At 63.8% G+C, this 22669-nt stretch carries 25 protein-coding genes; 12 read left to right on the top strand and 13 right to left on the bottom strand.

Annotation, left to right across the window (positions count from 1 at the left end; all coding sequences use genetic code 11):
* Nucleotides 1-50: 50 nt before the first annotated feature.
* Nucleotides 51-722 (top strand): hypothetical protein, encoded by a 672-nt coding sequence (locus CJD35_RS07265; protein ID WP_017183774.1) that lies wholly within the window; start codon nt 51-53, stop codon nt 720-722.
* 35 nt (nt 723-757) lie between these two features.
* Nucleotides 758-1462 (top strand): hypothetical protein, encoded by a 705-nt coding sequence (locus CJD35_RS07260; protein WP_241763670.1) that lies wholly within the window; start codon nt 758-760, stop codon nt 1460-1462.
* Here CJD35_RS07260 and CJD35_RS07255 read toward each other — a convergent pair whose 3' ends face one another.
* Nucleotides 1463-1891: a protein tyrosine phosphatase family protein gene (locus CJD35_RS07255; RefSeq protein WP_017183772.1), complete on the bottom strand. Its 429-nt coding sequence runs from the start codon at nt 1889-1891 to the stop codon at nt 1463-1465.
* 60 nt (nt 1892-1951) lie between these two features.
* Entirely contained in the window at nt 1952-3724 is a 1773-nt protein-coding gene (gene recQ / locus CJD35_RS07250) for a DNA helicase RecQ (RefSeq protein WP_017183771.1), read from the bottom strand.
* Between the two features lie 88 nt (nt 3725-3812).
* On the opposite strand from recQ, the gene CJD35_RS07245 reads away from it, so the two are divergent.
* Nucleotides 3813-4166 carry a GIY-YIG nuclease family protein gene (locus CJD35_RS07245; protein WP_017183770.1) on the top strand — a complete coding sequence of 118 codons (354 nt, stop codon included), beginning with the start codon at nt 3813-3815 and terminating at the stop codon, nt 4164-4166.
* A 255-nt stretch (nt 4167-4421) separates the two neighbouring features.
* On the opposite strand, the gene CJD35_RS07235 is transcribed toward CJD35_RS07245, so the two are convergent.
* On the bottom strand, nt 4422-4742 hold the full coding sequence (locus CJD35_RS07235) for a hypothetical protein (RefSeq protein WP_017183535.1): 321 nt from the start codon (nt 4740-4742) through the stop codon (nt 4422-4424).
* A 38-nt stretch (nt 4743-4780) separates the two neighbouring features.
* Here CJD35_RS07235 and CJD35_RS07230 point away from each other — a divergent pair, with 38 nt between their 5' ends.
* Nucleotides 4781-5905: a serine hydrolase domain-containing protein gene (locus CJD35_RS07230; protein WP_017183536.1), complete on the top strand. Its 1125-nt coding sequence runs from the start codon at nt 4781-4783 to the stop codon at nt 5903-5905.
* Here CJD35_RS07230 and CJD35_RS07225 read toward each other — a convergent pair.
* Together CJD35_RS07225 and CJD35_RS07220 are read right to left on the bottom strand one after the other, a co-directional pair.
* Nucleotides 5902-6690 carry a PhzF family phenazine biosynthesis protein gene (locus CJD35_RS07225; protein ID WP_017183537.1) on the bottom strand — a complete coding sequence of 263 codons (789 nt, stop codon included), beginning with the start codon at nt 6688-6690 and terminating at the stop codon, nt 5902-5904. The genes CJD35_RS07230 and CJD35_RS07225 overlap by 4 nt on opposite strands.
* A gap of 80 nt (nt 6691-6770) precedes the next feature.
* Entirely contained in the window at nt 6771-8552 is a 1782-nt protein-coding gene (locus CJD35_RS07220; protein ID WP_017183538.1) for an SLC13 family permease, read from the bottom strand.
* A 218-nt stretch (nt 8553-8770) separates the two neighbouring features.
* Between CJD35_RS07220 and CJD35_RS07215 the strand changes: the two genes are divergently transcribed.
* Genes CJD35_RS07215 through CJD35_RS07205 form a run of 3 tightly spaced genes read left to right on the top strand, consistent with a single transcriptional unit; the run spans nt 8771 to nt 11187 of the window.
* Nucleotides 8771-9292, top strand: coding sequence for a TadE/TadG family type IV pilus assembly protein (locus CJD35_RS07215; RefSeq protein WP_017183539.1), 522 nt, complete (start codon nt 8771-8773; stop codon nt 9290-9292).
* Nucleotides 9279-9842 carry a TadE/TadG family type IV pilus assembly protein gene (locus tag CJD35_RS07210; RefSeq protein WP_244917239.1) on the top strand — a complete coding sequence of 188 codons (564 nt, stop codon included), beginning with the start codon at nt 9279-9281 and terminating at the stop codon, nt 9840-9842. Before CJD35_RS07215 ends, CJD35_RS07210 begins: the two co-directional genes overlap by 14 nt.
* Before the next feature lie 31 nt (nt 9843-9873).
* Entirely contained in the window at nt 9874-11187 is a 1314-nt protein-coding gene (locus CJD35_RS07205) for a TadE/TadG family type IV pilus assembly protein (protein ID WP_244917238.1), read from the top strand.
* Nucleotides 11188-11398: 211 nt separating this feature from the next.
* Here CJD35_RS07205 and aroC read toward each other — a convergent pair whose 3' ends face one another.
* The 6 genes from aroC to CJD35_RS07175 are packed head-to-tail and all read right to left on the bottom strand — an operon-like array spanning nt 11399 to nt 15750.
* The gene (gene aroC / locus CJD35_RS07200; protein WP_017183542.1) at nt 11399-12484 is read right to left on the bottom strand and encodes a chorismate synthase; all 1086 of its coding nucleotides are present in this window, start codon (nt 12482-12484) and stop codon (nt 11399-11401) included.
* Nucleotides 12481-12834 carry a DUF2442 domain-containing protein gene (locus tag CJD35_RS07195; protein WP_017183543.1) on the bottom strand — a complete coding sequence of 118 codons (354 nt, stop codon included), beginning with the start codon at nt 12832-12834 and terminating at the stop codon, nt 12481-12483. The genes aroC and CJD35_RS07195 overlap by 4 nt, the downstream gene beginning before the upstream one ends.
* Entirely contained in the window at nt 12827-13030 is a 204-nt protein-coding gene (locus CJD35_RS07190) for a DUF4160 domain-containing protein (RefSeq protein ID WP_244917237.1), read from the bottom strand. The genes CJD35_RS07195 and CJD35_RS07190 overlap by 8 nt, the downstream gene beginning before the upstream one ends.
* A 39-nt stretch (nt 13031-13069) precedes the next feature.
* Nucleotides 13070-13876, bottom strand: a complete 807-nt coding sequence (gene fabI, locus CJD35_RS07185; RefSeq protein WP_017183545.1) for an enoyl-ACP reductase FabI — start codon at nt 13874-13876, stop codon at nt 13070-13072.
* Nucleotides 13877-13893: 17 nt separating this feature from the next.
* Nucleotides 13894-14829, bottom strand: a complete 936-nt coding sequence (locus CJD35_RS07180) for a YihY/virulence factor BrkB family protein (RefSeq protein ID WP_017183546.1) — start codon at nt 14827-14829, stop codon at nt 13894-13896.
* A 15-nt stretch (nt 14830-14844) separates the two neighbouring features.
* Complete coding sequence (locus CJD35_RS07175; RefSeq protein ID WP_026002470.1) at nt 14845-15750, bottom strand: DnaJ C-terminal domain-containing protein; 906 nt, start codon at nt 15748-15750, stop codon at nt 14845-14847.
* Nucleotides 15751-15930: 180 nt separating this feature from the next.
* Here CJD35_RS07175 and CJD35_RS07170 point away from each other — a divergent pair, with 180 nt between their 5' ends.
* The 3 genes from CJD35_RS07170 to CJD35_RS07160 all read left to right on the top strand — a co-directional run bounded on the left by CJD35_RS07170 (nt 15931) and on the right by CJD35_RS07160 (nt 19460).
* On the top strand, nt 15931-17274 hold the full coding sequence (locus CJD35_RS07170; protein WP_017183548.1) for a hypothetical protein: 1344 nt from the start codon (nt 15931-15933) through the stop codon (nt 17272-17274).
* 99 nt (nt 17275-17373) lie between these two features.
* Nucleotides 17374-17949: a pyridoxamine 5'-phosphate oxidase gene (pdxH, locus tag CJD35_RS07165; RefSeq protein WP_017183549.1), complete on the top strand. Its 576-nt coding sequence runs from the start codon at nt 17374-17376 to the stop codon at nt 17947-17949.
* 179 nt (nt 17950-18128) lie between these two features.
* On the top strand, nt 18129-19460 hold the full coding sequence (locus CJD35_RS07160; RefSeq protein WP_017183550.1) for a dicarboxylate/amino acid:cation symporter: 1332 nt from the start codon (nt 18129-18131) through the stop codon (nt 19458-19460).
* 85 nt (nt 19461-19545) lie between these two features.
* Here the strand turns inward: CJD35_RS07160 and CJD35_RS07155 are convergent, their stop codons facing one another.
* On the bottom strand, nt 19546-20430 hold the full coding sequence (locus CJD35_RS07155; RefSeq protein WP_086485913.1) for a bestrophin family protein: 885 nt from the start codon (nt 20428-20430) through the stop codon (nt 19546-19548).
* A 145-nt stretch (nt 20431-20575) separates the two neighbouring features.
* On the opposite strand from CJD35_RS07155, the gene CJD35_RS07150 reads away from it, so the two are divergent.
* Complete coding sequence (locus tag CJD35_RS07150; protein ID WP_026002137.1) at nt 20576-21886, top strand: dicarboxylate/amino acid:cation symporter; 1311 nt, start codon at nt 20576-20578, stop codon at nt 21884-21886.
* Nucleotides 21883-22479 (top strand): Pr6Pr family membrane protein, encoded by a 597-nt coding sequence (locus tag CJD35_RS07145; protein ID WP_017181656.1) that lies wholly within the window; start codon nt 21883-21885, stop codon nt 22477-22479. The genes CJD35_RS07150 and CJD35_RS07145 overlap by 4 nt, the downstream gene beginning before the upstream one ends.
* On the opposite strand, the gene CJD35_RS07140 is transcribed toward CJD35_RS07145, so the two are convergent.
* On the bottom strand, nt 22476-22655 hold the full coding sequence (locus tag CJD35_RS07140; RefSeq protein ID WP_017181657.1) for a hypothetical protein: 180 nt from the start codon (nt 22653-22655) through the stop codon (nt 22476-22478). The genes CJD35_RS07145 and CJD35_RS07140 overlap by 4 nt on opposite strands.
* Nucleotides 22656-22669 lie beyond the last annotated feature (14 nt).

Genomic DNA, 22669 nt, shown 5'->3' with positions numbered 1-22669 from the left:
CATGCTGTAGGGGGATTGCCCTGCGCACCGGCTTTGTCCGATGATGCGCCATGGATTTCATGAAATGGATCAACTCGCTCGACGAGCTTCTCTACGAAGTCATGAGCTGGCTGCTCTTCTTTCCGCTGACGCTATGGCGTTCGATCATCCATCCCTTTGCGATGATGGACTATGCCGACGATCAGCTGGCTCTGCCCGACGACCAGCAATATGGTGCAGCGCTCAGCCCGCCGCTATTCCTGGCGATTGCGCTGCTGATGGCCCATGTGGTTTCGCTGACGCTGGGGCAGGTTGATGCGATCGTTGCCGACCAGCACGGGCTGGGCGCGCTGGTCAATGACGATGCCAGCGCGCTGGTGCTGCGGCTGGTCGTCTTTGCGTCCTTTTCCCTGTTCACCGCCACAAGGATGGTGCGCCGGCGTGGCCTGCCGATTGACCGCAATACGCTAAGGGCGCCCTTTTACGCGCAATGCTATCCCACCGGCGTATTCGCGCTGGGGCTGGGCACCGGCGTCGCCCTGGTCCGCACGGCATGGCCCGCCACCCATATAGGCGGCATCGGGCTGGTCGTCGCGAGCATCCTCTATTATGTCATCATCGAGACACGCTGGTTCGCCATGAAGCTGGGCACCGGCTATATCTCCGCGATCGGTGCGGTCGCCATCACCCTGTTTGAAGCATTTACCCTGTTCCTTATCGTCGGATTTCTGTTCACGCGCTAATGTTTGCATCTGCGCCCCTTCAGGAGGATTGGTCCATGCGTTTCCTGCCTGTGATAGCCGTCCTGCTGGCGGCATCCGCGACCCCCGCCATCGCCCAGACGCCGCCCGATGTCGCCGACCTGGTCGGTGCCAGGGCCGCCGGGGGCGAAACCCAGCTGGAGGCGCGGGGCTATCGCTTCGTCACCACCAATGTGGTGCGGGACACGAAATGGTCCTTCTGGTGGAGCGAGCGGCAGCGGCAGTGCATTTCGGTGGCGACGGCCGAGGGCCGCTACAACGCGATCGGCACGGTTCCGGCGGCCAATTGCAATGCCGGCGGCGGCGGCGCGACGTCCCGGCCGACACAGCCCTTTGAGAGGATTTCGCTGGTCTGTATCGGCACGGGCAGCGGACCTGCGGCGCAAAGCTCGTCCGGCTATCGCTACAATCGCAAGTCGCGCAAATTCGAGCCGGAATTTGGCACGACCATGGGGCGGGAAGCCTTTTCGTCCGATCTGGAGATCGAGATTGCCGATGGTGTCGGCCGGGTGCATCCGTCCGGCAAGCTGGTGTCGCCGATCCATTCGGGCGGGAATGATGGCTGGTGGCCGATCGCCGACCTGCTGGTGACGCCGGACCGGATTACGGGCAGCTATCGCATGAACGGGCTGAACAAGCCGCGCATCGACTATGATCGCCGCACGCGCATCGTCCGTGTGCGCGCAGCGACCGAATTTACCGGGCGGTGCGAGGAGCAGTGATCACTCCGCCTTCAGCGCATCCATGATCTGGCGCACCGGGGCGATGTCATAGCCTGCCGCCGCCGCCTGCGCCGCCAGCACGTCGCCATTGTCGCCTGCCCGCGCGCGGGTGAGCGCCCAGAGCAAGGTGCTGCGCGTGCCTGAGCGGCAATAGGCCAGCGTCTTGCCGGTGCCGGCCTGCTCCAGCGCTGCGGCCATGCCATCGAGTTGCCAGGGGGCAAAGCCGCCATGGGCGACCGGCACGGCGACATAGGCGATGCCCGCCGCCTTGGCCGCCGCTTCGATCTCCGCGCCGTTGACCTGACCCGGCTCCTCATTGTCGGGGCGGTTGTTGACGATCATCGTCACGCCCTGCGCTTTCGCCTCTGCCACCTGATCGATCGTGATCTGGGGGGAAACGAGGATATGGTCGGTCAGCTTGCGGAACATCTGTGGGTCTCCTTTCCCCAACCCATGCGCCGGGACAGCGCCGGTTTCAAGGATGTCGCGTTACAGAAAAGGCCGGATCGCGGCCAGGAACGCGTCGCCCCAGGCATCGAGCTTCTTTTGACCCACGCCGCTGATCATGCCCAGATCGCGCAGGCTGGTGGGGCGCTGTTCGGCCATTTCGCGCAGGGTCGAATCGTGGAAGATGACATAGGGCGGCACGCCCGCCTCCTGCGCCAGTTCGCGGCGGCAGGTGCGCAGCGCGTCGAACAGCGGATCGCCGACCGGATTGGCATCCGCGCCGTTGCGGGCGTTGCGCTTGCGCCGTTCGCGCCTGGGGGGCACGAGGATGCGCACCTCCTCCTCCCCGCGCAGGATGGGCCGGGCGTTGGGGCCGAGCATCAAGCCGCCATGTTCGGTCGTTTCCAGCGCATCGCGCACCAGCAGCGCGCGCGACACCGGGCGCAATAACGCGGTCTCATCGCCCGACACGATGCCATAGACCGAAATCCTGTCATGGCCGCGTTCGCGCAATTTGTCGGTGACGCCGCCGGTCAGCACCGCCTCTATGTGGCCGGAGCCGAAGCTTTGCCCGGTGCGATAGACGGCGGAGAGATATTTGCGCGCGGTTTCGGTAGCGTCGACGCTGGCCGGAGGGGACAGGCAATTGTCGCAATTGCCGCAGGTCGCCGGCGGGTTTTCGCCGAAATGGCGCAACAGGATGGCGCGACGGCAGGTGGCGGTCTCCACCAGCGCGCCGAGCGCGGCGATGCGGGTGCGCTCGCCCTGCTGGCGGGATGGGTCGAGTTCCATAATGCGCTGACGGGCGCGGGCGAAATCTTCCGCACCCCAGAAAAGATGCGCGACCGCCGGTTCGCCATCGCGCCCTGCACGGCCCGATTCCTGATAATAGCCCTCGATCGATTTGGGCAGTCCTGCGTGCGCCACAAAGCGGACGTCGGGCTTGTCGATGCCCATGCCGAAGGCGACGGTGGCAACCATCACCATATCTTCGCTGGCGATGAAGGCGGCCTGGTTGCGGGCGCGGACGGCGGGGTCGAGCCCGGCATGATAGGCGCGCACGGGGCGGCCACCACGGCCCAGCGTCTCGGCCATTTTCTCGGTCGCGGCGCGGGTCTGGGCATAGACGATGCCGGGGCCGGGATGGGTGGCGACCAGATCTGCGAGTTGGCTCGAAACACCGTCGCGCGGATGGACGGCGTAGCGGATATTGGGCCGGTCGAAGCCGGAGATGATGAGGCCATCGCGCGGGATGCCGAGCTGGACGAGAATATCATCGCGGGTATGCGCGTCCGCCGTGGCAGTGAGCGCCAGGCGCGGGACGTCGGGAAATTCGTCGAGCAGCGGGCGCAACAGGCGATAGTCGGGGCGGAAATCATGGCCCCATTCGGACACGCAATGGGCTTCGTCGATCGCGAACAGCGCAACCCTGGCAGAGCGGAGCAGCGAACGAAACCCCTCCTGACTGGCGCGTTCGGGGGCGACATAGAGCAGGTCGAGATCGCCATTGCGCAGGCGATCCTGCGTCTCCCGCCAGTCGGCGTCCACGCTGGTCAGGCTGGCGGCGCGCAGGCCGACCGCATTGGCCGCGCGCAACTGGTCGTGCATCAGCGCGATCAGTGGCGATACGACGACGCAGCAGCCATCAAGCGCGGCCGACGGCAACTGGTAACAGAGCGACTTGCCCGCCCCGGTCGGCATGATCGCCAGCGTCGGCAACCCCGCCATGACCCGCCCGACCACCTGTTCCTGTACCCCGCGAAAGGCGGAAAAGCCGAATATATCGTGGAGAAGGGTGGGAATGTCGCGCCGCATCGCATGGCCTGTAGCGGCTGAGGCGCAGGGGGGCCAGTGGGTGTTGCGTTATGAGGGGGGTGTTGGGCGAGGATGGGTGGGGAGCGGAATGAATTTCACCGTCACCCCAGCGAAGGCTGGGGTCTCAGGCGCAGATGCGCTACAGTTGGATATGGCGCGAGGCGGCTACACCTATGTGATGACCAATAAGCCAAGGGGCGTCCTCTATATTGGCGTCACAGCCGACATCGCTACGCGCGCCCAACACCATCGAAACGGCACCGGCTCCGCCTTTTGCAAGAAATATGGGTTGACCCGCCTTGTTCTGGTCGAGCCACATGATGATATTAGGATCGCCATCGCCCGCGAAAAGGCGCTCAAAGCCTGGAAACGCGAATGGAAAATCCGCCTTGTGGAAGAAGCCAATCCAGATTGGCGCGATATGTCAGACGTTATCTTCTGACGCCTGAGACCCCAGCCTTCGCTGGGGTGACGATGAAGGAAATGGCCGATTCCAAGTCTTGGCGCAGTGTATTCCAGAGGCAATTTCTTGGTCGCTTCCAGTCATTCCCGCCCTCCCCTTCAGGGGAGGGGTCGGGGGTGGGGCTTCGCCGCAAGACCTGACCTGAGAGGCACCGCCCCACCCCAACCCCTCCCCTGAAGGGGAGGGGCTTAAAGTCGCTTCTGATCACTGCCGGACTGTCAAAAAACGTCCGCTTCAGTCCACCGGGTCGAGCAGGCAGCCCCAGCCGGGGCGGAAGCGGGCGGTGCGGGTGGCCATGAGGGGGACGCTGGCGTCCACGGCCTTGTCGTCCGGGCGGTCGGTCAGCCGGACCAGCGCCATGCCCGGTTCCTTGTCATCGGTGCAGCTGTCCATGGCGCGCCCTTCGACATAGCGGCAGGAACAGGTCAGCCGCGCGCCGTAGGCGGCGCCCAGCCGGGCCTGATCGCGCAAGGCATTCCAGTGCCAGCCCAGCGTAACGAGCAGCGCCAGGCAGAGCGCAAGGGCAAGATAAATGATCGTCCGACGACCCGGCATATTCCCGACTCGGTTGGGGATGGCTAAGGCCGCGGCTTATGAAGAGGGAATGGAACAGCGTAAAGCGGCTTGGTCTGGGTGTCGCCGTGGCTGCGCTGGTCGGCGCGGGCGGGATGTTGAGCGTGCGCGCAGCCGATCCGCAACCGCTCTATCGCGTATCATCTGACGCCGTCGTGAGCGAAACCGCGCTGCGCGCCGCGATCGACCCGCTGTTCGATGAAGCCGATATGGGCGACACGCGCGCCTTGCTGGTGATGCGCGACGGGCAGGTCATCGCGGAACGTTATGCGCCCGGCTTTGGCCCGGACACGAAATTATTGTCCTGGTCGATCGCCAAGAGCGTCACGGCGGTACTGGTCGGGCTGATGGTGTCGGACGGGCGGCTGGCGCTGGACTCGCCGGTGCCGGTCGATGCGTGGCGCCAGCCGGGCGACCCGCGCGGGCGGATTACGCTGCGCCAGTTGCTGACGATGACGTCGGGGCTGGACCATGTGGAGGATGGCGACCCGCTGCCCGCTGGCGACACGGTGCGGATGCTGTTTACCGATGGCGCGCAGGATATGAGCGGCTTTGCCGAGGCCAAGCCGCTGGCCCATGCGCCCGGATCGACCTTTTCCTACTCGACCGGCAGCACCATGATCCTGACCGACCTGATGACGCGGATGCTGACCAATAGCGACGATCCCGATGCGCGGCGGCGGGCGATGCAGATGTTCATCGACGGCAGGCTGAAAGCGCCGGGACGCCTGCCCAGCCTGACCCCGGAATATGACGCGGCGGGCACGATGATCGGCGGCAGCATCGTGCATATGACCGCGCGCGATTATGGCCGCTTTGGCGAATTGCTGCGTCGCCATGGCCGCAGCCCGACCGGCCACCAGATCTTGCCGGAAAAATGGATCGACATCATGACCACGCCATCGGCCCGCAACCCGGCCTATGGCGCGCATCTGTGGCTGAACCGGGAAAGCAGCGAAAGCGCGCTGATGCCGGGGCAGGCCCCCGCCAGCCTGTTCGGCTGCGTCGGCCATAATGGGCAATATATCCTCGTTTCCCCGTCACAGCGGTTGACCATCGTGCGGATCGGCATGTCGCCGCACAAGGAACAGCGGGTGGCGGTCAAGACGGCGCTGGCGCGGCTGATCGGGCTGTTTCCGGGCTAGAGCAGGAAGCGCCCCTCTATCACGGTGCGGCACCCGCCGGTCAGGACGACCCGGTCGCCCGCCAGCGTGCAGCCCAGGCGCCCGCCCCGCGCCGATGCCTGAAAGGCGCTGATGTCGGTCTTGCCCAGCCGCGCCGCCCAATAGGGGGTGAGCAGGCCATGGGCCGATCCGGTGACGGGATCTTCATCCACGCCGCCGCCGGGCACGAACACCCGGCTGATAATGTCGCTGTCATCGCCCGGCGCAGTCGCCATCAGCAGCAGGTCGCCCGCCGGGCGCAGCGCCGCGAAATCGGGCGTCAGCGCGCGGATCGCGGCGGCATCGCGATAGACGAAGAGCGCATAGCCGCCGTCCCGCCAGCGCGTTTCCAGCACATCGCCGCCCATGCCCGCCGCCAGATCAGGCAATGGCCTGACCTCCGTATCCCATGCGGGAAGCGACAGCGCATAGCCCGCCCCGGCCCGCGCGACCGTCAGCACGCCGGCATGGCGGGTGCGGAAACGGATGGCGTCCCGATCGCCGATCAGCACATGGCCGCTGGCCAGCGTCGCATGGCCGCACAGCTTGACCTCCACCGTCGGGGTGAACCAGCGCAGCGCATAATCCGCATCCGGATCGTCGGGGGCCGGAATCGTGAACGCGGTTTCGGACAGGTTGTTTTCCGCAGCGATCGCCTGAAGCGTCACATCGTCGAGCCACTGGTCGAGCGGCATGACGGCGGCCGGATTGCCGCTGAAGGGCGCGTCGGCAAAGGCGTCGACCTGGGTGAAGGGCAGGCTGGGCATGGCGGCTCCTCGTTGGACAGGGCGTTCTGATGCCGGGCGGGCCGGGGCGTGAACAGGGCCGCCCGCATGGCATTGGCCGCCTATCCCAGCACCACCAGCGCGCCGCACACCGCCAGCCCGACGACGATGTTGATCGGCACGCCGATCCGCACGAAATCGGCAAAGCGATAGTCGCCCGCGGCATAGACCAGCGCGTTGGTCTGATAACCGATCGGCGTTGCGAAACAGGCCGATGCGCCGATCATCAGGGCGATGATCAGCGGGCGCGGATCGACCCCCAATTGCTGCGCCAGCGCGATGGTGATCGGCGTCAGCAGCGCCGCCACCGCATTGTTGCTGAGCAGTTCGGACAATACGAGCGCGAAGAAATAGATGACGAACACCAGGGACCAGACCGGCACGATTTTCAACAGCGGCGTGATCCAGCCGACCATCAGCGCCACGCTGCCCGCCTGTTCGAGCGCCAGGCCGACGGCCAGCATCGCGAAGATCAGGATGAGGACGTCGCCGTCAATCGCCGCCCAGGCTTCTTCGGGGTCGATGCAGCGGGTGACGAGGATGATGCCGACCGCAATGAAGGCGGCCATGCCGATGCCGATTATGTTGAGCGCCGACAGCAGCACGACCGCCGACATGGCGACGATGGCGATCCACGCCTTGTTACGGCGAAAGGCGCGGGTGCGGCTGATGTCGACGCCGATCAGATGGGGATTGTCCTTGAGCGATCGGATCGCGTCGTCGCTGCCCGCGATCAGCAGCCGGTCCGCGCCGCGCACCCGCGCTTCCGCCAGCGCTGGACCGGGCAGATGGCGCGAACGGTGAATGCCGATGATGCGGACGCGCAGGGCGTGGAGGAAGGGAATGTCCAGCAGCCGTTCACCGATGGAGGGATGGCTGGGCGCGACCATCGCCTCTATCACCTTGCCTTCGCGCGCTGACGTAGCGGAATCGGCGGCAACGCCCAGATCAAATCCGCCCGATTCACGCAGCGTCATGATGGCGGTGCCGTCCGCCCGCACGATCAGCCGATCGCCCGACCGCAACTCCTCGTCCAGAATCTCGCGCCGCCTGATCTCGCTTCCGCGCTTGAGGCCGAGCAGCACGACGGAGGGGCCGAACAGGCCCAGCGAGCCAATCTCACGCCCGATCAACTCGCTATCGTGCGGCACCACCAGTTCGGTCAGATAGTCCTGCACCGTCCCGCCTGTTTCCCCGCTGATGGAGGGCGGATCGCTGGGCAACAGGAAGGACAGGCACAAAAGGGCGACGATCCCCGCCGCCGCGCCTGCCAGCGCGTAGGGCGTGATCTCGAAAATGCCAAATGACGCCATGCCCTGATCAGCGGCGATGCCCGCGACGATCAGGTTGGTCGATGTGCCGATCAGCGTCAGGCAACCGCCCAGCACCGCGATCGTGTTCATCGGGATCAGCAGCTTCTTGACCGGATAGCCGGTCGCCTGCGCCAGTTTGAACATGATCGGGATCAGCAACACGACCACGGGCGTATTGTTGAGGAAGGCCGACAGCACAGCCGCGCCAAGCGCCACTTCGGCAAGGGCCAGCCGGGGATGTATTTTCGCGCGCGCCATGATGAGGTCGGCCACGCGATTGATCACGCCGGTGCGAATCAGCGACCCGGACAGCACGAACATCGCCCCGACGGTCAGCGGTGCGCTGTTGGAAAAAACCGAAAAGAGCGATTTTTCGTTGAGCAGGCCCAACAGTGCGAATGCGCAGGCCCCCACGACCGCGATCACCGTGGGCGAATAGCGTTCGCGCACGAAGGACACGAACATCAGCGCCAGGATGAGCAGGCCGATTTCCGCGCGATACACGCCCATCAGCGCGATAATGAAATGCATTTGGCCCTACCCCCCGACGGCACAAGCGCCCCCGCTCGCACAACGAGGGAAACCGGACATCGTTGCACGCAAAGCTGGCGGACGGGTCCGCCGGGGGCAAGCGCGCATCCTATAATGATTGAACGAATTCACAACATCATAACCAATATGCGTCAATGTTAGCGCAATCATTAGGGACCACCAGCCTTTCCGGGATGCATATGCCGTCATCTTCTTTCATGGAATCCAAGCGATTCCGGCTGCTGCAGGATCAGCGCGGTACCGCAATCATTGAATTTGCAATCGTTGCCGCGCCCTTTATCGCCCTGCTGCTGGCGGTCATGCAGACCACGCTCACCATGTTCACGCAGCAGGTTCTCGAAACCGCGGTCGAAAAAAATGGCCGGACCATTCGCGTGGGGCAGGTTCAGGCGGACGGGATCAGCCAGTCCGCGTTCAAGACCCAATTGTGCAAGACATTGCCCAAATATGTCGACTGCGCCGACGTGATGATCGACATACGCACGGCAAACAGCATGGCGGATGTCGACAGCAGCACGCTGGCATTGACATATGACGGTTCGAACAATGTCACCAACAGCTGGAAATATCTGACCGGCGGGCCTGGTGACATCGTCATCATGCGCCTGATGTATCAGATGCCCGCGATCGGCGGACCGCTGGGCTTCACGCTCGCCAACATGAAAAATGGCCGGCGCCTGCTTGTCGCGACATCAGTATTCAAGAATGAGTCCTACTGAAATGCGCCGCCTCTTCTCATGGTGGCGCCGGTACGCCAGCGACTGCCGGGCGATCGCGGTGACGGAGTTCGCCCTGCTCGCCCCGTTCATGATCCTGCTCTATCTTGGCTGCTTCCAGCTTGCCGACGCCATTTCCGCGTCGCGCAAGGTGACCGTGACGACACGCACCCTTGCCGATCTGACATCCCAATATCGTTCGGTCACGCAAGTCACCACCGACAGCATATTGCACGCCGCCAGCCAGGTCATGGCCCCCTACAACGCAAAGGCCGGCGTCTACACGATCACGCATTTGTCGACCAATCCGTCCGACAAGCCGCGCGTGGACTGGAGCCGCCGCTTTGACGGATCGACCGTGAGCGAGGGGTACAGGCGGAACGAGAAAATCGATCTGCCGGACAGCGTTTCCGAGGAAGGGTCCAGCGTGCTGATGGCCGAGATCACCTACGAATATCAGCCGGTCGTGGCGTCCGCCATGCTGGGAAAGATCACCATGACCGACACCATCTACATGCTGCCGCGCCGGTCCGACTCCATTCCGATGAATTGAGATGATGATGCGCCAATCCCCTGTGCTTTCGATGATCCGCATCGTCCGGCGCCTGCTAAGGCAGGAGCGCGGCAATGTGATCATGATCTTCGCCTTTTCGCTCATCCCGCTGGTGTTTGGCGCTGGCATGGTCATCGACTATGCGCGGGCGGCGCGTTTGCAGACCAAGATGAACGCGATCACCGACGCGACGGCCCTCTACGCCGTCAGCGCGCCGATGCTCAAGAATGACCTGGATGAAACAAAAAAGCGCGCCAATGCCTTTTTCGACGATCAGGTCGTGGGATTGAACGGGCTGATCTATGGCAAGGACGTCAAGATCAACATCACTGAAACGCTGTCCCCCACCCTGCAACGCAATGTGACGGTGAGCTATGCCGCAGCGTCAGACAATATTTTCGGGGCCATCCTGTCCAGCGCCAGCATAGCGATTGGCGGTTCCGCCAGCGCCAAGAGCGTTACCGCGCCCAATATCGATTTTTACATGGTGCTCGACACGTCGCCGTCCATGGCCCTGCCGGCGACAAAGGCCGGGCTGACGGCGCTGACCGCTGCTACCGGCGGCTGTGCCTTTGCCTGCCATCAAACCAACACTTCATCGACCAATCCGGGCAGAACCCGCATGGTGAACGGTCAATATGTCGATTATTATTATATCGCCAAGACCGATCTCAAACTGGCGTTGCGAAGCGACCTGGTGACGTCGGCGGTCGAAAATCTGGTGGATGTGGCCAAGGAAACGGCCCAGGCCAACGGCGCGACCTACCGCATGGCGCTGGGGCATTTCGACTGGACCTATCATTCCATCGCGGACAAGCCGGTCGATCTGGATACGGCCAAGGGGCTGGTATCCCAGGCGCAGTTGCTGACCGTTTGCCAGAATAACCAGCGTGTGTGCGGCATCAACGACAGCGACATGCTGACCAACTTCACCACGAGCCTGACCAGCATCAATGCGATCATGCCCGTGCCGGGAGCGGGGACCAAGAAGGGCAGCGATTCGCCCCAGGGCGTCATGTTCCTGATCACCGACGGCATGCGGGACGAAAATGCAGGCGGTCGCAAGCTGGGCCCGATGCCGACCGCCATGTGCGATACGATCAAGGCCAAGGGAATCCGGATTGCGGTGCTCTACACGGAATATCTGTGGGAATCGGCGTCCGACGGCTGGTCGATCAGCAATGTACGCACGCCATTTCTCAATCCGCCGGAAAAGATCAGTCCGCCACTGGAAAGCTGCGCATCGCCGGGGCTCTATTACAAGGTGACGACCGACAGCGATATGTCGGCTGCGTTGGCCAGCCTGTTCCAGAAAGCCGTGCAGGCCGCACATCTGACCAAATAGCGAGCACATGAAAAGGGCCAGCCATGGTTGCATGGCTGGCCCGTATCGCGGCGGTATGGGGACATTTTGTCGTCATGTCCGCGCCATGCGTGGTGACGTTCCCCAGGCTTACGCTCTGCCGCTGGCCCTGTGGCGGGCTTGGGTCAGAGCCTATCCTAAATTTGCCGAGTCGTCTCGCCTTTTCGGCGCAGGATCGCTTCGCTTTGGCGCGTCAGTCGGTTTCAGGACGTTCGCCGCATTGGGCGCGGTGGAGCAATTTCTGGTCGGCCAGCACCAGCGCCATCATCGCTTCGACCACGGGCACGCCACGAATGCCGACGCAGGGGTCATGCCGCCCCTTGGTGATGATGTCCGATGCAGCACCATCGCGCGTGACCGTTTCGACCGGGATCAGGATGGAACTGGTGGGCTTGAACGCCACGCGCAGCTTGATCGGCTGACCGGTCGAGATACCGCCCGCAATGCCGCCTGCATGATTGGCGAGGAATATGGGTCCATCTTCGCCCGGCCGCATCGGATCGGCATTTTGTTCGCCGCGCAGGCTGGCGGCGGCAAAACCATCGCCAATCTCGACGCCCTTGACCGCATTGATGCTCATCATCGCACTCGCCAGTTCGCTGTCGAGCTTGGCATAAAGCGGCGCGCCCCAGCCGGCCGGCACGCCAGAGGCGACGCATTCGACCACGGCACCCAGCGAGGAGCCATCGAGGCGCGCCGCATCGACCAGCTTTTCCCACCGCACAGCGGCCTGCGCGTCCGGGCAGAAGAAGGGGTTTTGCCCGATCAGCGCCGGATCGAAATGCGCATAGTCTATCGCGTCGCCGCCAATGGCGCTGACATAGGCGAAAATATCCACTTCGGGGATGACCGCGCGCGCCACCGCGCCCGCCGCCACCCGGCTTGCGGTTTCCCGCGCCGACGAACGCCCGCCGCCGCGATAGTCGCGAAATCCATATTTGGCGTCATAGGCATAGTCGGCATGGCCGGGACGATAGGCCTTGGCGACGTCCGAATAATCTTTCGATCGCTGGTCGGTATTTTCGATCATCAGGCTGATCGGCGTGCCGGTCGTCCGCCCTTCAAACACGCCCGACAGGATGCGGACCTCGTCCGCCTCGCGCCGCTGGGTGGTGAATTTGGACGTGCCGGGCTTGCGCAGGTCGAGCCAGGGCTGGATGTCGGCCTCGCTCAGGTCCAGCCCCGGAGGACAGCCATCGACGACCGCGCCGATGGCAGGACCATGGCTCTCGCCCCAGGTGGTGAAGCGGAATACGCGACCGAAACTGTTGAAACTCATTCTGCGGCTTCACTATCCCAATCGGAGCCGAAACGCTGCGCCATATAGCGCGCGCTGCCGAAACGACCGGCGAGCAATCCTTCGACGGTCAGGTCGGCATCCAGTTCTTCCCAATGCAGGCCGAAACCTGCCCCGGCAATCTCAATCTTTCCGAGTTGTTCGGCGCTCGCCTGTTCCAGCCCCTGCGCCAAGGTGGCGGGGAAGGAAAAAGTGGCGCCGCTGACCAGATCGATCACGACATGGCCGCTATCCCGATCGTAGCGCGCGGCGCGGGCGCGTGGCTTGATCGCCAGATCATGCTCACCGCGCCTGACGGCTTCCTGAAACTGCGCCTGGGTCAATTCACCCATGAATATCGTTCCACTTTTCGATCAGATAATCGCGCTTTTCTCGCACGATTTGCAGGGCGCGTCGACTCTCGCGCAAATCAGCGCCGACAATCCGCACGACCTGCGCTTGTTCGCCCTGCCCCATCAACGCAATCTTTGTTTCGCCAGCGCCGAACACATGAACATGGGGCGGCGCGTGATCGTCTGTATAGATCATGATACGCAGATTGGCTTCGCGCCAGACCGTTGGCACCGCTCACCTGTCCAGCGCGATGTCCGGGGCGTCCTCCGCCTTCATGCCGATGACGTTATAGCCGGCATCGACATGGTGGATTTCGCCCGTCACGCCACTGGCCAGATCCGACAACAGATAGAGGCCCGCGCCGCCGACATCCTCGATCGTCACGTTGCGGCGCAGGGGCGAATTCAGTTCGTTCCACTTCAGAATGTAGCGGAAGTCGCCGATGCCGCTGGCGGCCAGCGTCTTGATGGGACCAGCCGAGATGGCGTTGACGCGGATATTTTCCGGCCCCAGGTCCATCGCCAGATATTTGACCGACGTTTCCAGCGCGGCCTTCGCCACGCCCATCACGTTATAATGGGGGATGACCTTTTCCGCGCCATAATAGCTCAAGGTCAGGATGCTGCCGCCATTGGGCATCAGCGCGCGGGCACGGCGGGTGACTGCCACAAAACTGTAAGCAGACACGTTCATGGTCAGCAGGAAATTGTCCAGGCTGGTGTCGACATAGAGGCCGCGCAGCTCATTCTTGTCGGAAAAGCCGATCGCATGCACCACGAAGTCCAGCCCGCCCCAGCGTGTCTCTATCTCCGCAAAGGCGGCGTCCAGCTTGTCCATGTCCGTGACGTCGCAGTCGATCAGAAAATCTGATCCGACCTGCTCCGCCAGGGGCCGCACCCGCTTGGCCAGCGCGTCGCCCTGATAGGAGAAAGCCAGTTCCGCACCCTGTTCATGCAACGCTTTTGCGATGCCCCAGGCCAGCGACTTGTCATTGGCCAGGCCCATGATGAGGCCACGCTTTCCTGCCATCAAGCCGTTCATATCGTTGTTCCATTCCCTCAGATGTCCGCCGCCGGGGCATCTTCCTCTTCGGGAAATTCCGCCAGCGCCGCATTCAGTTCCGCGCCAATTACCACGCCAAGCCCGACGAGAAAGAAAAAAATGAGCGTGATCATGACACCCGCCAGACTGCCATAGGTACGGTCATAACCGCCCAGCAGCGACAGGGTCGGCGGCAGCAGCAGGGTCGTGGCGTACCACCATAGGGCGGTGGCGACCGCACCGGGCCATTTGGGAAAGCGGCGATCCTTGTAAGCGGTCGGCGTCAGCGTGACGAACAATGACCAGAGCGCGACGCCCACAATCCCCATCGGCACCAGTTTGGCCGACGCGACCAGCGCGATCGCATCATCGGCCCAGGGCAATATCTGTTGCAGAAACTGGTCGATGCCGGTGATCACGACCTGAAGCGAGAAGGCGAACATCACCGCGACGACGCTGACCAGCGTGATGCCGACCGCGCCCAGACGGTAGCGCCAGAAGGGCTTGGTGCTTTTCGTGCCATAGGCGCGGCGCAGAATGTCGCGAATCGTTTCGATAAGGCTGCCGACGGTCCACAGGCCGACCAGCGCGCCCAGCCACAGCAAGGGGCCGGACCGGGCGGCCAGCACATCGTTGATCGGCTGGCGCACGACATCCGCCACCCCGCTGGGCACGGTGGTCAGGAAGGCGTTGACCGCCTGTACCCCGTCCTGCGTCCGGCCAAAGATGCTGGCCACTGCTGCCGCGACGATGAAGAAGGGGAACAGCGTCATCAGCGAGAGATAGGCGAGATTCCCGGCATGGATGAACCCGTCGCTATAGGTACCGACCGCGACCCGCTTGACAATTTCGAACGGGTGCGATCCGGGGCGGACGCGATTGATCTGGCGGTGGATATGCCCCGCCATACGGTGGCGACGGGATTCGGGCGACAGGGGCGAAGGCATCGGCATTCCCCCGATAACGCCCTAGACGCCCAGATGGGCGCGCACCGCCCGCCGGTCCTGCCATTTTTCCACCAGCGCCTGGATCGCGGGATCATCGGCGGGGACGTCCACCATCAGGGTGACCAGTTGGTCGCCGCGCGTGCCATCCTTGCCGGTAAAGCCCTTGCCCCGCAGCCGCAGCGTCTTGCCCGACGTGGTGCCGGCAGGCACGCCCAGCATCACCGGGCCATCGACGGTCGGCACCTTGACCTTGCCGCCCTTGACCGCTTCGTCCAGCGTGACGGGCAGGTCGAGCCGCACATTGTCGCCATCGCGGGTGAAGAAGGGGTGCGGCCGCACTTCGATCGTGACGATCGCGTCGCCCGCGCCGCCCGGCCCCTGCTGTCCCTTGCCCGACAGGCGCATCTGCGTGCCGCTTTCAACGCCAGCGGGCAGTTTCAGGTCGATCGTCTTGCCGTCCTGCAATGTGATGCGCTGCGGCGCCAATATGGCCGCGTCGGCAAATTGCACCGCCAGCCGATAGGCGACGTTGGCGCCCCTGGGTTGCGGTGCCTGACGGCCAAAGCCGCCGCCCGCGCGACGCCCCGCGCCGCCGAACAGCCCTTCGAAAATATCGCCGAAATCGGCGCCGCCGGTTTCAAAACCGCCCGGTTGGCCGCGAAAGCCGCCGCCGCCCCCGCCGCCAAAGCCGAAGGGCGCGGTCGGATTGCCATCCGCGTCAATTTCGCCCCGGTCGAAGCGGGCGCGCTTATCCTTGTCGGACAGCAGGTCATAGGCGTTGGTCGCAGCGGAAAATTTCTCGGCCGCCTTGGGATTGTCCCGATTCTTGTCGGGGTGCAGTTCCTTGGCCAGCTTGCGATAGGCGGATTTGATCTCCGCGTCGGTCGCGCCGCGCGCGACGCCCAATGTGGAATAGGGATCGGCCATCATCTTACCTGTTGCGAAAAAGCATCACTTGGCGACTATGTGGCGGAGGATGGCGCGACATTCAAGCAATGGATGCGCAACACCCCCGTCATACCCCGCTTGGGGTATGCGCCGCGCAACGCCAATTGCTAGCCGCCGCCTGTCTCGCGTGGGGAATGCGAGTGTTTTGGGGGTTACACCATGATCAAGAAATTTGCCTGGGGCGCCGTGGCGACCCTTTCGATGCTCGGCCCGATCACGACCAGCGCGCAGGCGCAGGTTGGCCCGCCACCGCCAACACCTCAGCAACTCGACCAGTTGCAGAGCCTGTTCCGCATTGGCGTGACGCTGGGCCTGCCGGGTGGCATCACCCGGACCGACAGCTATGGCCTGGACATTGCCAATGACGGTCAGGATTTCATGAATCCGCAGCGTTTGCGCGAACGCTATGGCGCGCAATATAATGACCTGTTCCCGGTCAGCGGCGTCATCGATTTTCGCGGCCTGCCCATCTATGGCTTTTATGACGCCAACAGCCCGGTTTTCCGCATCTCCATCCCCGCGCTCGATGCAGAAGGCGAAACCTACCAGAACCGCTTTAACGGGGTGACGCGCCAGGCGTCCTACGACCTGTTCAACGAATATCTGGACGAAGTCGACAGCGCGGAAGCCGAACGGCTGGTCCGCCTGTTGCTGAAGTCGCTGGCGCGCTATTCGCCGGTCGATCCGCTCGCGGGCAATCCCAATTCGGTGCAGAGCGGGCTGGTCCGCTCGAGCCTGGACCTGTCGTCGGGCGATTCGGCGATCGAACAGGCGGCCAATGGCGGCACCAACACGGCGGGCGATCCGTGGATCGTTGGCGCCAATTACAGCGGCGGTTCGTCAAATGGCGGGCGCTATGACTTCATGCGCGTCGATGGCCGGATCGCACGCAGCTTCCGCCTGACCGAAGGTGGCCGCGCCCTGCTGAAATTCGACCTGCCGATCAGCTATTCCGAAGTGAACGGCGCGCGTGCCGCGACCGCGCAATTCGGCGTCGGCGTCGAATTTCCGCTGATCGCGCAGCGCTGGTCGCTCGAACCGCGCATCGGCTATGGCATCACCGGGTCGGATCAGCTCGGCTCGCTCGGCCATATGATTTCGACGACGATCGCCAGCCGCTATGTGCTGAACGGTCTGGGCCGGGGTCGGCTGATCATCGGTAACATGGTCGGCTATACATCGACGATGAGCACCGGCTTCACCGGCTACAACGTCAATCCGGGCCTGAAGAACTGGGCGTTCCGTAACGGGGTGGCCTATGACCTGCCGCTCAAGTTCCGCGGGTTCGGGCGCAATACATCGGTGCGGGCCAGCTATGCGCTGACCAACTATACCGGCGACAAGCTCTATTATGACACGTTCCATGAAATGACCCTGTCACTGGGCATCCGGGGCCGCGAAGAATCGGCGCGCAACGCCCGCGACCTCATCCGCCTGAACTTCAACCTGATCAAGGCCAGCGATTATACCAGCTGGTCGGCGGGTCTGGGCTTCCGCTTCTGACGATAGGGGGGGGCCTGATCGGCACCCCCTCACCTTTCGGCTCCGTTCCTTCGGCAAGCCCGTATCGACAGCGTCGCGTCCCGCCCGTAAAGACCGGGCATGACTGATCCCTTTGCCCTGTTCGACGACTGGTACGCCCAGGCGCGCGAGACCGAAATCAACGACAGCAATGCCATGGCGCTCGCCACAGCCGATGCGCGCGGTCATCCGTCGGTACGGATGGTGCTGCTGAAAGGGCATGGCCCGGACGGCTTTGTCTTTTACACCAATTTTGAGGGGCGCAAGGCGGGCGAACTGCTGGCCAATCCCCATGCCGCATTGCTGTTCCACTGGAAATCGGCGCGACGGCAGATCAGGGTGGAAGGCCCGGTCGGCCCGGTCGATGACGCCACCGCCGACGCCTATTTCGCAACCCGCAGCCGCGACAGCCAGTTGGGCGCATGGGCATCCGACCAGTCCCGCCCCCTGCCCGACCGTCAGACCTTCATGGACAGGTATGAGGCGGAACGGGCGCGGTTCGAGGGTGGCCCGGTGCCGCGCCCGCCGCACTGGTCGGGCTTTTGCGTCAGGCCGGAACGGATCGAATTCTGGCAGGATCGCGAGCATCGCCTGCATGAGCGGCGAGTCTTCACCCGCGCGGGCGCGGGCTGGAGCGAAGGGCTGCTTTACCCCTAAAGGCTTCTGATGCCGCCATTCCGGACGAAGCGAGGCGCGGAAACCGCCCGCTGGTTCGTCTATGAAGATGCGCCCCGACGCGCGCCGATTGCCGCTGGCCCATGGGCCTGTTAGGTGTCGGCCTGACACATGTAAAAGAAGTGCGGAGCCGGTGGCTCCAGCGGCCTAGAGGGACACGGATGCGTAACAGACTGACCGCCTTCATTCTCACCGGCATGGTTTTGGGGGTGATTGTCGGCTTCGCGGCCAATCTGTGGGTTGGCAGCGACAAGACGCTGGCCAAGGATGTGGCCGGCTATTTCCACCTGCTGGCCGACATATTTCTGCATTTGATCAAGATGATCATTGCGCCGCTGGTATTTTCCACGCTGGTCGCGGGCATCGCCCATATGGGCGACAGCGCGGCGCTGGGGCGGATCGGCGGGCGGGCGCTCGCCTGGTTCGTGATCGCCAGCCTGATTTCGCTGACCCTGGGGCTGATGTTCGTCAACTTCTTCGCACCGGGCGAAGGGCTGAACCTTGTCCGGTCGGGCGTGGATTCGGGCGTGAATACCGAAGCGCTCAATTTTCGCGATTTCATCCTGCACGTCTTTCCGACCTCCATGGTCGGCGCGATGGCGGAAAATTCGATCCTTCAGATCGTCGTATTCTCGCTGTTCGTCGGCGTCGCGCTGACCGCGATCGGGGAGAAGGGCAAGCCGGTCGTCACCGTCATCGAATCGATGGTCGAACTGATGTTGCAGGTGACAGGCTATGTCATGCGCGTCGCGCCCTTCGCGGTGTTCGGGGCGCTCGCGTCGGTCGTGACGACCGAGGGGCTGGGCGTGCTCGTCACCTTTGGCGAGCTGATCGGCGAATTCTATATCGCCCTGGGCGCGCTGTGGCTTCTGCTGTTCGCGGCGGGATCGATCTTCCTGGGCAAGCGGATGTTCAAGCTGATCCGCTATGTCCGCGAACCGATATTGATCGCTTTCTCCACCGCATCGTCCGAAGCCGCCTATCCCAAGATGCTGGAGCAACTGGATCGCTTCGGCGTGCCGCGCCGCATCTACAGCTTCGTGCTGCCGCTGGGCTATAGCTTCAACCTTGACGGGTCGATGATGTATTCGACCTTCGCGACCATCTTCATCGCGCAGGCCTATGGCATCGATTTGCCGATCGCGACCCAGATCACGATCCTGCTGGTGTTGATGGTGACCAGCAAGGGCATCGCCGCCGTGCCGCGCGCCAGCCTTGTGGTGGTCGCGGCCACGCTGGGTCAGTTCGACCTGCCGGTCGAGGGCGTCGCCTTCATCCTGGCGGTCGATCATTTCATGGACATGGGCCGTACCGCGACCAACGTGCTGGGCAATGCCATCGCGACGTCGGTGATCACCAAATGGGAAGGGATGCTGGAGGTCGAGGAACCGATCGACGTGCCTCACCCCAAGGCGCCGGCGCATACCGCCGCGCATGGCCGCGCCGGGCTGGAACTGGCCCCGGACATGCTGGAGGAAGAGCGTAAGGGGTAACCGACGCTATAGTGTTCCCGCGCAGGCGGGAACCCAGTCCAAACGTCGGAACTGGGTTCCCGCCTGCGCGGGAACACGGGCGCCTCTACCACAACACCCCGCGCACAGGCTTTAGCGGTTCGGGCGCGGGATCGCCGATCGACTGGAGCAGGTCGATCTCGATCGTGCGGCACATGGCGTTGAGCGGCACGTCATGGACCGTGTTGGCGAAGGGATCGACCAGATCGTCGCCGATCCGCAGCACCGCCAGGAACATGAGACCCGCGACCGTGGAGCCGAGCGGCGTCGCCAGCCCCAGCGTTTCGACCAGCCCCAGCGGCAGGAAGAGACAGAAGAGATGGGTGAAGATGGTCGGCAGATAGCGATATTGCACCGGCAGCGGGGTATTTTTGAGCCGCTCCATCCCGCCCTGCGCGTTGGCGATGTCCACCAGCACCGCCTCCATCTGCGTCTGCTGGATTGTGTCGATCCAGCCCGTGCGCCGGGCGATGTCGATGCGCCGCCCGGTGCTGTCGAGCAGTCCGTTGGCGACATTCACGCGGGCGAGCGCCAGCCCCTGATCCTTTTCCTCCAGAAAGCGGGTGACATCGTCATCAATCGGCAGTCGCCGCAACTGGCAGCGCAGCGCATTTACATAGGCGATCTGGCGCTTGACGATCTCCCGCTTCAATTCGCGCCCGTCCGGATCAGGCAGGAAGTTGCGGGTCGCGCGCGCCAGACTGCGCGATGCGTTGATCATCGCGCCCCACAGCGTGCGCCCTTCCCACCAGCGCTGATAGGCGGAATTGGACCGGAACCCCAGGAACAGCGCCAGTCCGGTGCCGAAGATGGTCAGCGGCAGTCCGGGCGCCTTGAACGGCAGCACATAGTAGGTGATCGTGACGACGCAGTCCCACACGAACAACAGGGTCAGCGGCTTCCACACCTCGGCGGCCATCCGATGCAGGCTGGGGACGGGGTCGACGATCATGCAATTCTCCAAAGGACAGGACCGCGCCAACGCAAGAGGCGCATGAAAGCTCCCTTGATGCTATAGCGAAATGACCTGTGCGTTAGAGTGCAACTCGCAGCCGGGCCGGACCGTTGGGCAGGTGCGGCAACAGGAGGACAGGCCATTGACCGGCACGAGCCAGGAACCAAGCGCTGAAACCGGCACAAGGACGGCGGCCCTGTCGCTCCAATGGCAGATGCTGGCGGGATTCGTCATAGGACTGGTGGTCGGCCTGGCCGTCTATATGGCCGCGCCCGACGCGCGCTGGGTCGATCATGTCACGACCTATGTGACCGGGCCGATCGGCCAGATCTTCCTGCGCCTGCTATTCATGCTGGTCATTCCGTTGCTGGTGTCGGCGCTGATCGTGGGGATCGCCGAAATGGGCGAGATTCGCGCGCTGCGCCGCGTGGGGCTGCGCACATTGGTCTACACGCTGATCGTGTCGGCCATTGCGGTGGCGGTCAGCCTGCTGGTGGTCGACCTGCTCCGGCCCGGTGCGGGCATCGACCCGGCCATGGCGCGGGCGATGCTGAACGACGCGGCACCGGGCGCGAAGGCGATATTGAGCCGGGGCGATGACGCGCCGCAGGGCATGGCCGCCTTCATCGCGATGATCCCCGACAATATCGTCGCAGCCATGGCGGGCAACGACATATTGGCGGTGATGGTCTTTGCCCTGTTCTTCGGCATCGGACTGATGCTGGTGCGGACGCCGCAGACGCAATTGCTGCTGAGCGCGATGGAGGGCCTGCTGGCGGTGACGATGCGGCTGATGGGGCTGGTCATCCGCCTGGCGCCGATTGCCATCGCCTGTTTCATGTTCAACCTGGCCGCCCATTTCGGCTGGGACTTGCTGATCCGCCTGTCCGCCTATGTCGGCGTGGTGCTGCTGGCGCTGGCGATCCAGATGTTCGGCATCTATTCGCTGCTGATCACCTTCATAGCCAAACGATCACCGCTTCGCTTCTTCGCCGCCGTGCAGGAGGCGACGGTGATGGCCTTTGCCACCGCCTCTTCCAACGCGACCCTGCCGACCGCCCTGCGCGTGGCCGAAGAGGAATTGCGCCTGCCCCGCCGCATCAGCCGTTTCGTCCTGACCATCGGCGCGACCGCCAACCAGAATGGCACGGCAATGTTCGAGGGGATTACGGTCATCTTCCTCGCCCAGTTTTTCAGCATCGAACTCAGCATCGCCCAGCAGATCATGGTGATGATGATGTGCATATTGGGCGGCATCGGGACAGCGGGCGTACCGGCCGGATCGCTGCCGGTGGTGGCGATGATATTGGGCATGGTCGGCATTCCGCCCGAAGGGATCGGGCTGGTGCTGGGGGTCGACCGGCTGCTCGACATGTGCCGCACCGCGCTGAACGTAACCGGCGATCTGGTCGCGGCGACGGTGATCGCGGCGGGTGAGGAGGACCAGCCATGACGGCAAGGATCGCGGCGGCGATCGTGGCGCTTGTCGCACTGGCCGGGCTGGTCGTGCAATTCGCGGCGACGCTGGACCAGACCGGGTCGGTAGCAGGCACGCTCTGGACATTGCTGCGCTACTTCACGGTGCTGACCAATCTGCTTGTCGCGCTGGCCTTTGGCTGGGTTGCGATCGGTGGCCAGCCGCATCCGCGCAGACTGGCAGGCGTCATGCTGGCGATCCTGCTGGTCGGGATTATCTATGGCCTGCTGCTGCGCGGACTGTTGACGTTGAGCGGCGGCGCGCTGCTCGCCGATACGCTTCTGCACAAGGTGACGCCGGTACTGGTCCCCTTGTGGTGGATCGCCTTTGCGGTGCGAGGCCAGTTGCGATGGCGCGATCCATGGGGATGGACGCTGTTTCCCGCGCTCTATTTGCCCTATGCCTTGCTGCGCGGCATGGCGGAGGGGCGCTATGCCTATCCGTTCATCGACGTCGCGAAGATCGGCATCGGCACGGTGCTGGTCAATGCAGTGCTGATCGCCATGGGCTTCGTCGCGGCTGGCCATGCGCTGGTCTGGATCGACCGGCGCATGGCCCGGAGCGGCTAACGCAGCTTGGCGATATTCAGCCCGTCTTCCTTGGCGCGGGCCTTGGTCGATTCCTCGGTCCGGGTCAGCGCCTTGGCAATGGCCTTGAGGCCCATGCCCTTTTTCGCCAGCAGGTGCAGCTTCTGGATCTCGTCCTGGGTCCAGGGCTGCCGGTGCCGTTCGAATTTCTCGGCCATGTGTCGTCCTTCGG

This window comes from Sphingobium xenophagum (assembly GCF_002288285.1).
In the GTDB taxonomy this organism is placed as follows: domain Bacteria; phylum Pseudomonadota; class Alphaproteobacteria; order Sphingomonadales; family Sphingomonadaceae; genus Sphingobium; species Sphingobium xenophagum.
The sequence above is the reverse complement of the archived record's forward strand: the minus strand, read 5'-3'. Positions and strand labels throughout refer to the sequence as shown.

Excerpts from the sequence above, each read along its gene's own strand:
- CJD35_RS07155 (WP_086485913.1), bottom strand. The coding sequence starts at position 20,430 with ATGATCGTCGACCCCGTCCCCAGCCTGCATCGGATGGCCGCCGAGGTG.
- CJD35_RS07170 (WP_017183548.1), top strand. The coding sequence starts at position 15,931 with ATGATCAAGAAATTTGCCTGGGGCGCCGTGGCGACCCTTTCGATGCTC.
- CJD35_RS07245 (WP_017183770.1), top strand. The coding sequence starts at position 3,813 with ATGAATTTCACCGTCACCCCAGCGAAGGCTGGGGTCTCAGGCGCAGAT.
- CJD35_RS07205 (WP_244917238.1), top strand. The coding sequence starts at position 9,874 with ATGATCCGCATCGTCCGGCGCCTGCTAAGGCAGGAGCGCGGCAATGTG.
- CJD35_RS07230 (WP_017183536.1), top strand. The coding sequence starts at position 4,781 with ATGAAGAGGGAATGGAACAGCGTAAAGCGGCTTGGTCTGGGTGTCGCC.
- CJD35_RS07160 (WP_017183550.1), top strand. The coding sequence starts at position 18,129 with ATGCGTAACAGACTGACCGCCTTCATTCTCACCGGCATGGTTTTGGGG.
- CJD35_RS07220 (WP_017183538.1), bottom strand. The coding sequence starts at position 8,552 with ATGCATTTCATTATCGCGCTGATGGGCGTGTATCGCGCGGAAATCGGC.
- CJD35_RS07260 (WP_241763670.1), top strand. The coding sequence starts at position 758 with ATGCGTTTCCTGCCTGTGATAGCCGTCCTGCTGGCGGCATCCGCGACC.
- CJD35_RS07180 (WP_017183546.1), bottom strand. The coding sequence starts at position 14,829 with ATGCCGATGCCTTCGCCCCTGTCGCCCGAATCCCGTCGCCACCGTATG.
- CJD35_RS07210 (WP_244917239.1), top strand. The coding sequence starts at position 9,279 with ATGAGTCCTACTGAAATGCGCCGCCTCTTCTCATGGTGGCGCCGGTAC.
- aroC (WP_017183542.1), bottom strand. The coding sequence starts at position 12,484 with ATGAGTTTCAACAGTTTCGGTCGCGTATTCCGCTTCACCACCTGGGGC.
- pdxH (WP_017183549.1), top strand. The coding sequence starts at position 17,374 with ATGACTGATCCCTTTGCCCTGTTCGACGACTGGTACGCCCAGGCGCGC.
- fabI (WP_017183545.1), bottom strand. The coding sequence starts at position 13,876 with ATGAACGGCTTGATGGCAGGAAAGCGTGGCCTCATCATGGGCCTGGCC.
- CJD35_RS07195 (WP_017183543.1), bottom strand. The coding sequence starts at position 12,834 with ATGGGTGAATTGACCCAGGCGCAGTTTCAGGAAGCCGTCAGGCGCGGT.
- CJD35_RS07255 (WP_017183772.1), bottom strand. The coding sequence starts at position 1,891 with ATGTTCCGCAAGCTGACCGACCATATCCTCGTTTCCCCCCAGATCACG.
- recQ (WP_017183771.1), bottom strand. The coding sequence starts at position 3,724 with ATGCGGCGCGACATTCCCACCCTTCTCCACGATATATTCGGCTTTTCC.
- CJD35_RS07225 (WP_017183537.1), bottom strand. The coding sequence starts at position 6,690 with ATGCCCAGCCTGCCCTTCACCCAGGTCGACGCCTTTGCCGACGCGCCC.
- CJD35_RS07140 (WP_017181657.1), bottom strand. The coding sequence starts at position 22,655 with ATGGCCGAGAAATTCGAACGGCACCGGCAGCCCTGGACCCAGGACGAG.
- CJD35_RS07215 (WP_017183539.1), top strand. The coding sequence starts at position 8,771 with ATGGAATCCAAGCGATTCCGGCTGCTGCAGGATCAGCGCGGTACCGCA.
- CJD35_RS07265 (WP_017183774.1), top strand. The coding sequence starts at position 51 with ATGGATTTCATGAAATGGATCAACTCGCTCGACGAGCTTCTCTACGAA.
- CJD35_RS07235 (WP_017183535.1), bottom strand. The coding sequence starts at position 4,742 with ATGCCGGGTCGTCGGACGATCATTTATCTTGCCCTTGCGCTCTGCCTG.
- CJD35_RS07190 (WP_244917237.1), bottom strand. The coding sequence starts at position 13,030 with ATGATCTATACAGACGATCACGCGCCGCCCCATGTTCATGTGTTCGGC.
- CJD35_RS07145 (WP_017181656.1), top strand. The coding sequence starts at position 21,883 with ATGACGGCAAGGATCGCGGCGGCGATCGTGGCGCTTGTCGCACTGGCC.
- CJD35_RS07175 (WP_026002470.1), bottom strand. The coding sequence starts at position 15,750 with ATGGCCGATCCCTATTCCACATTGGGCGTCGCGCGCGGCGCGACCGAC.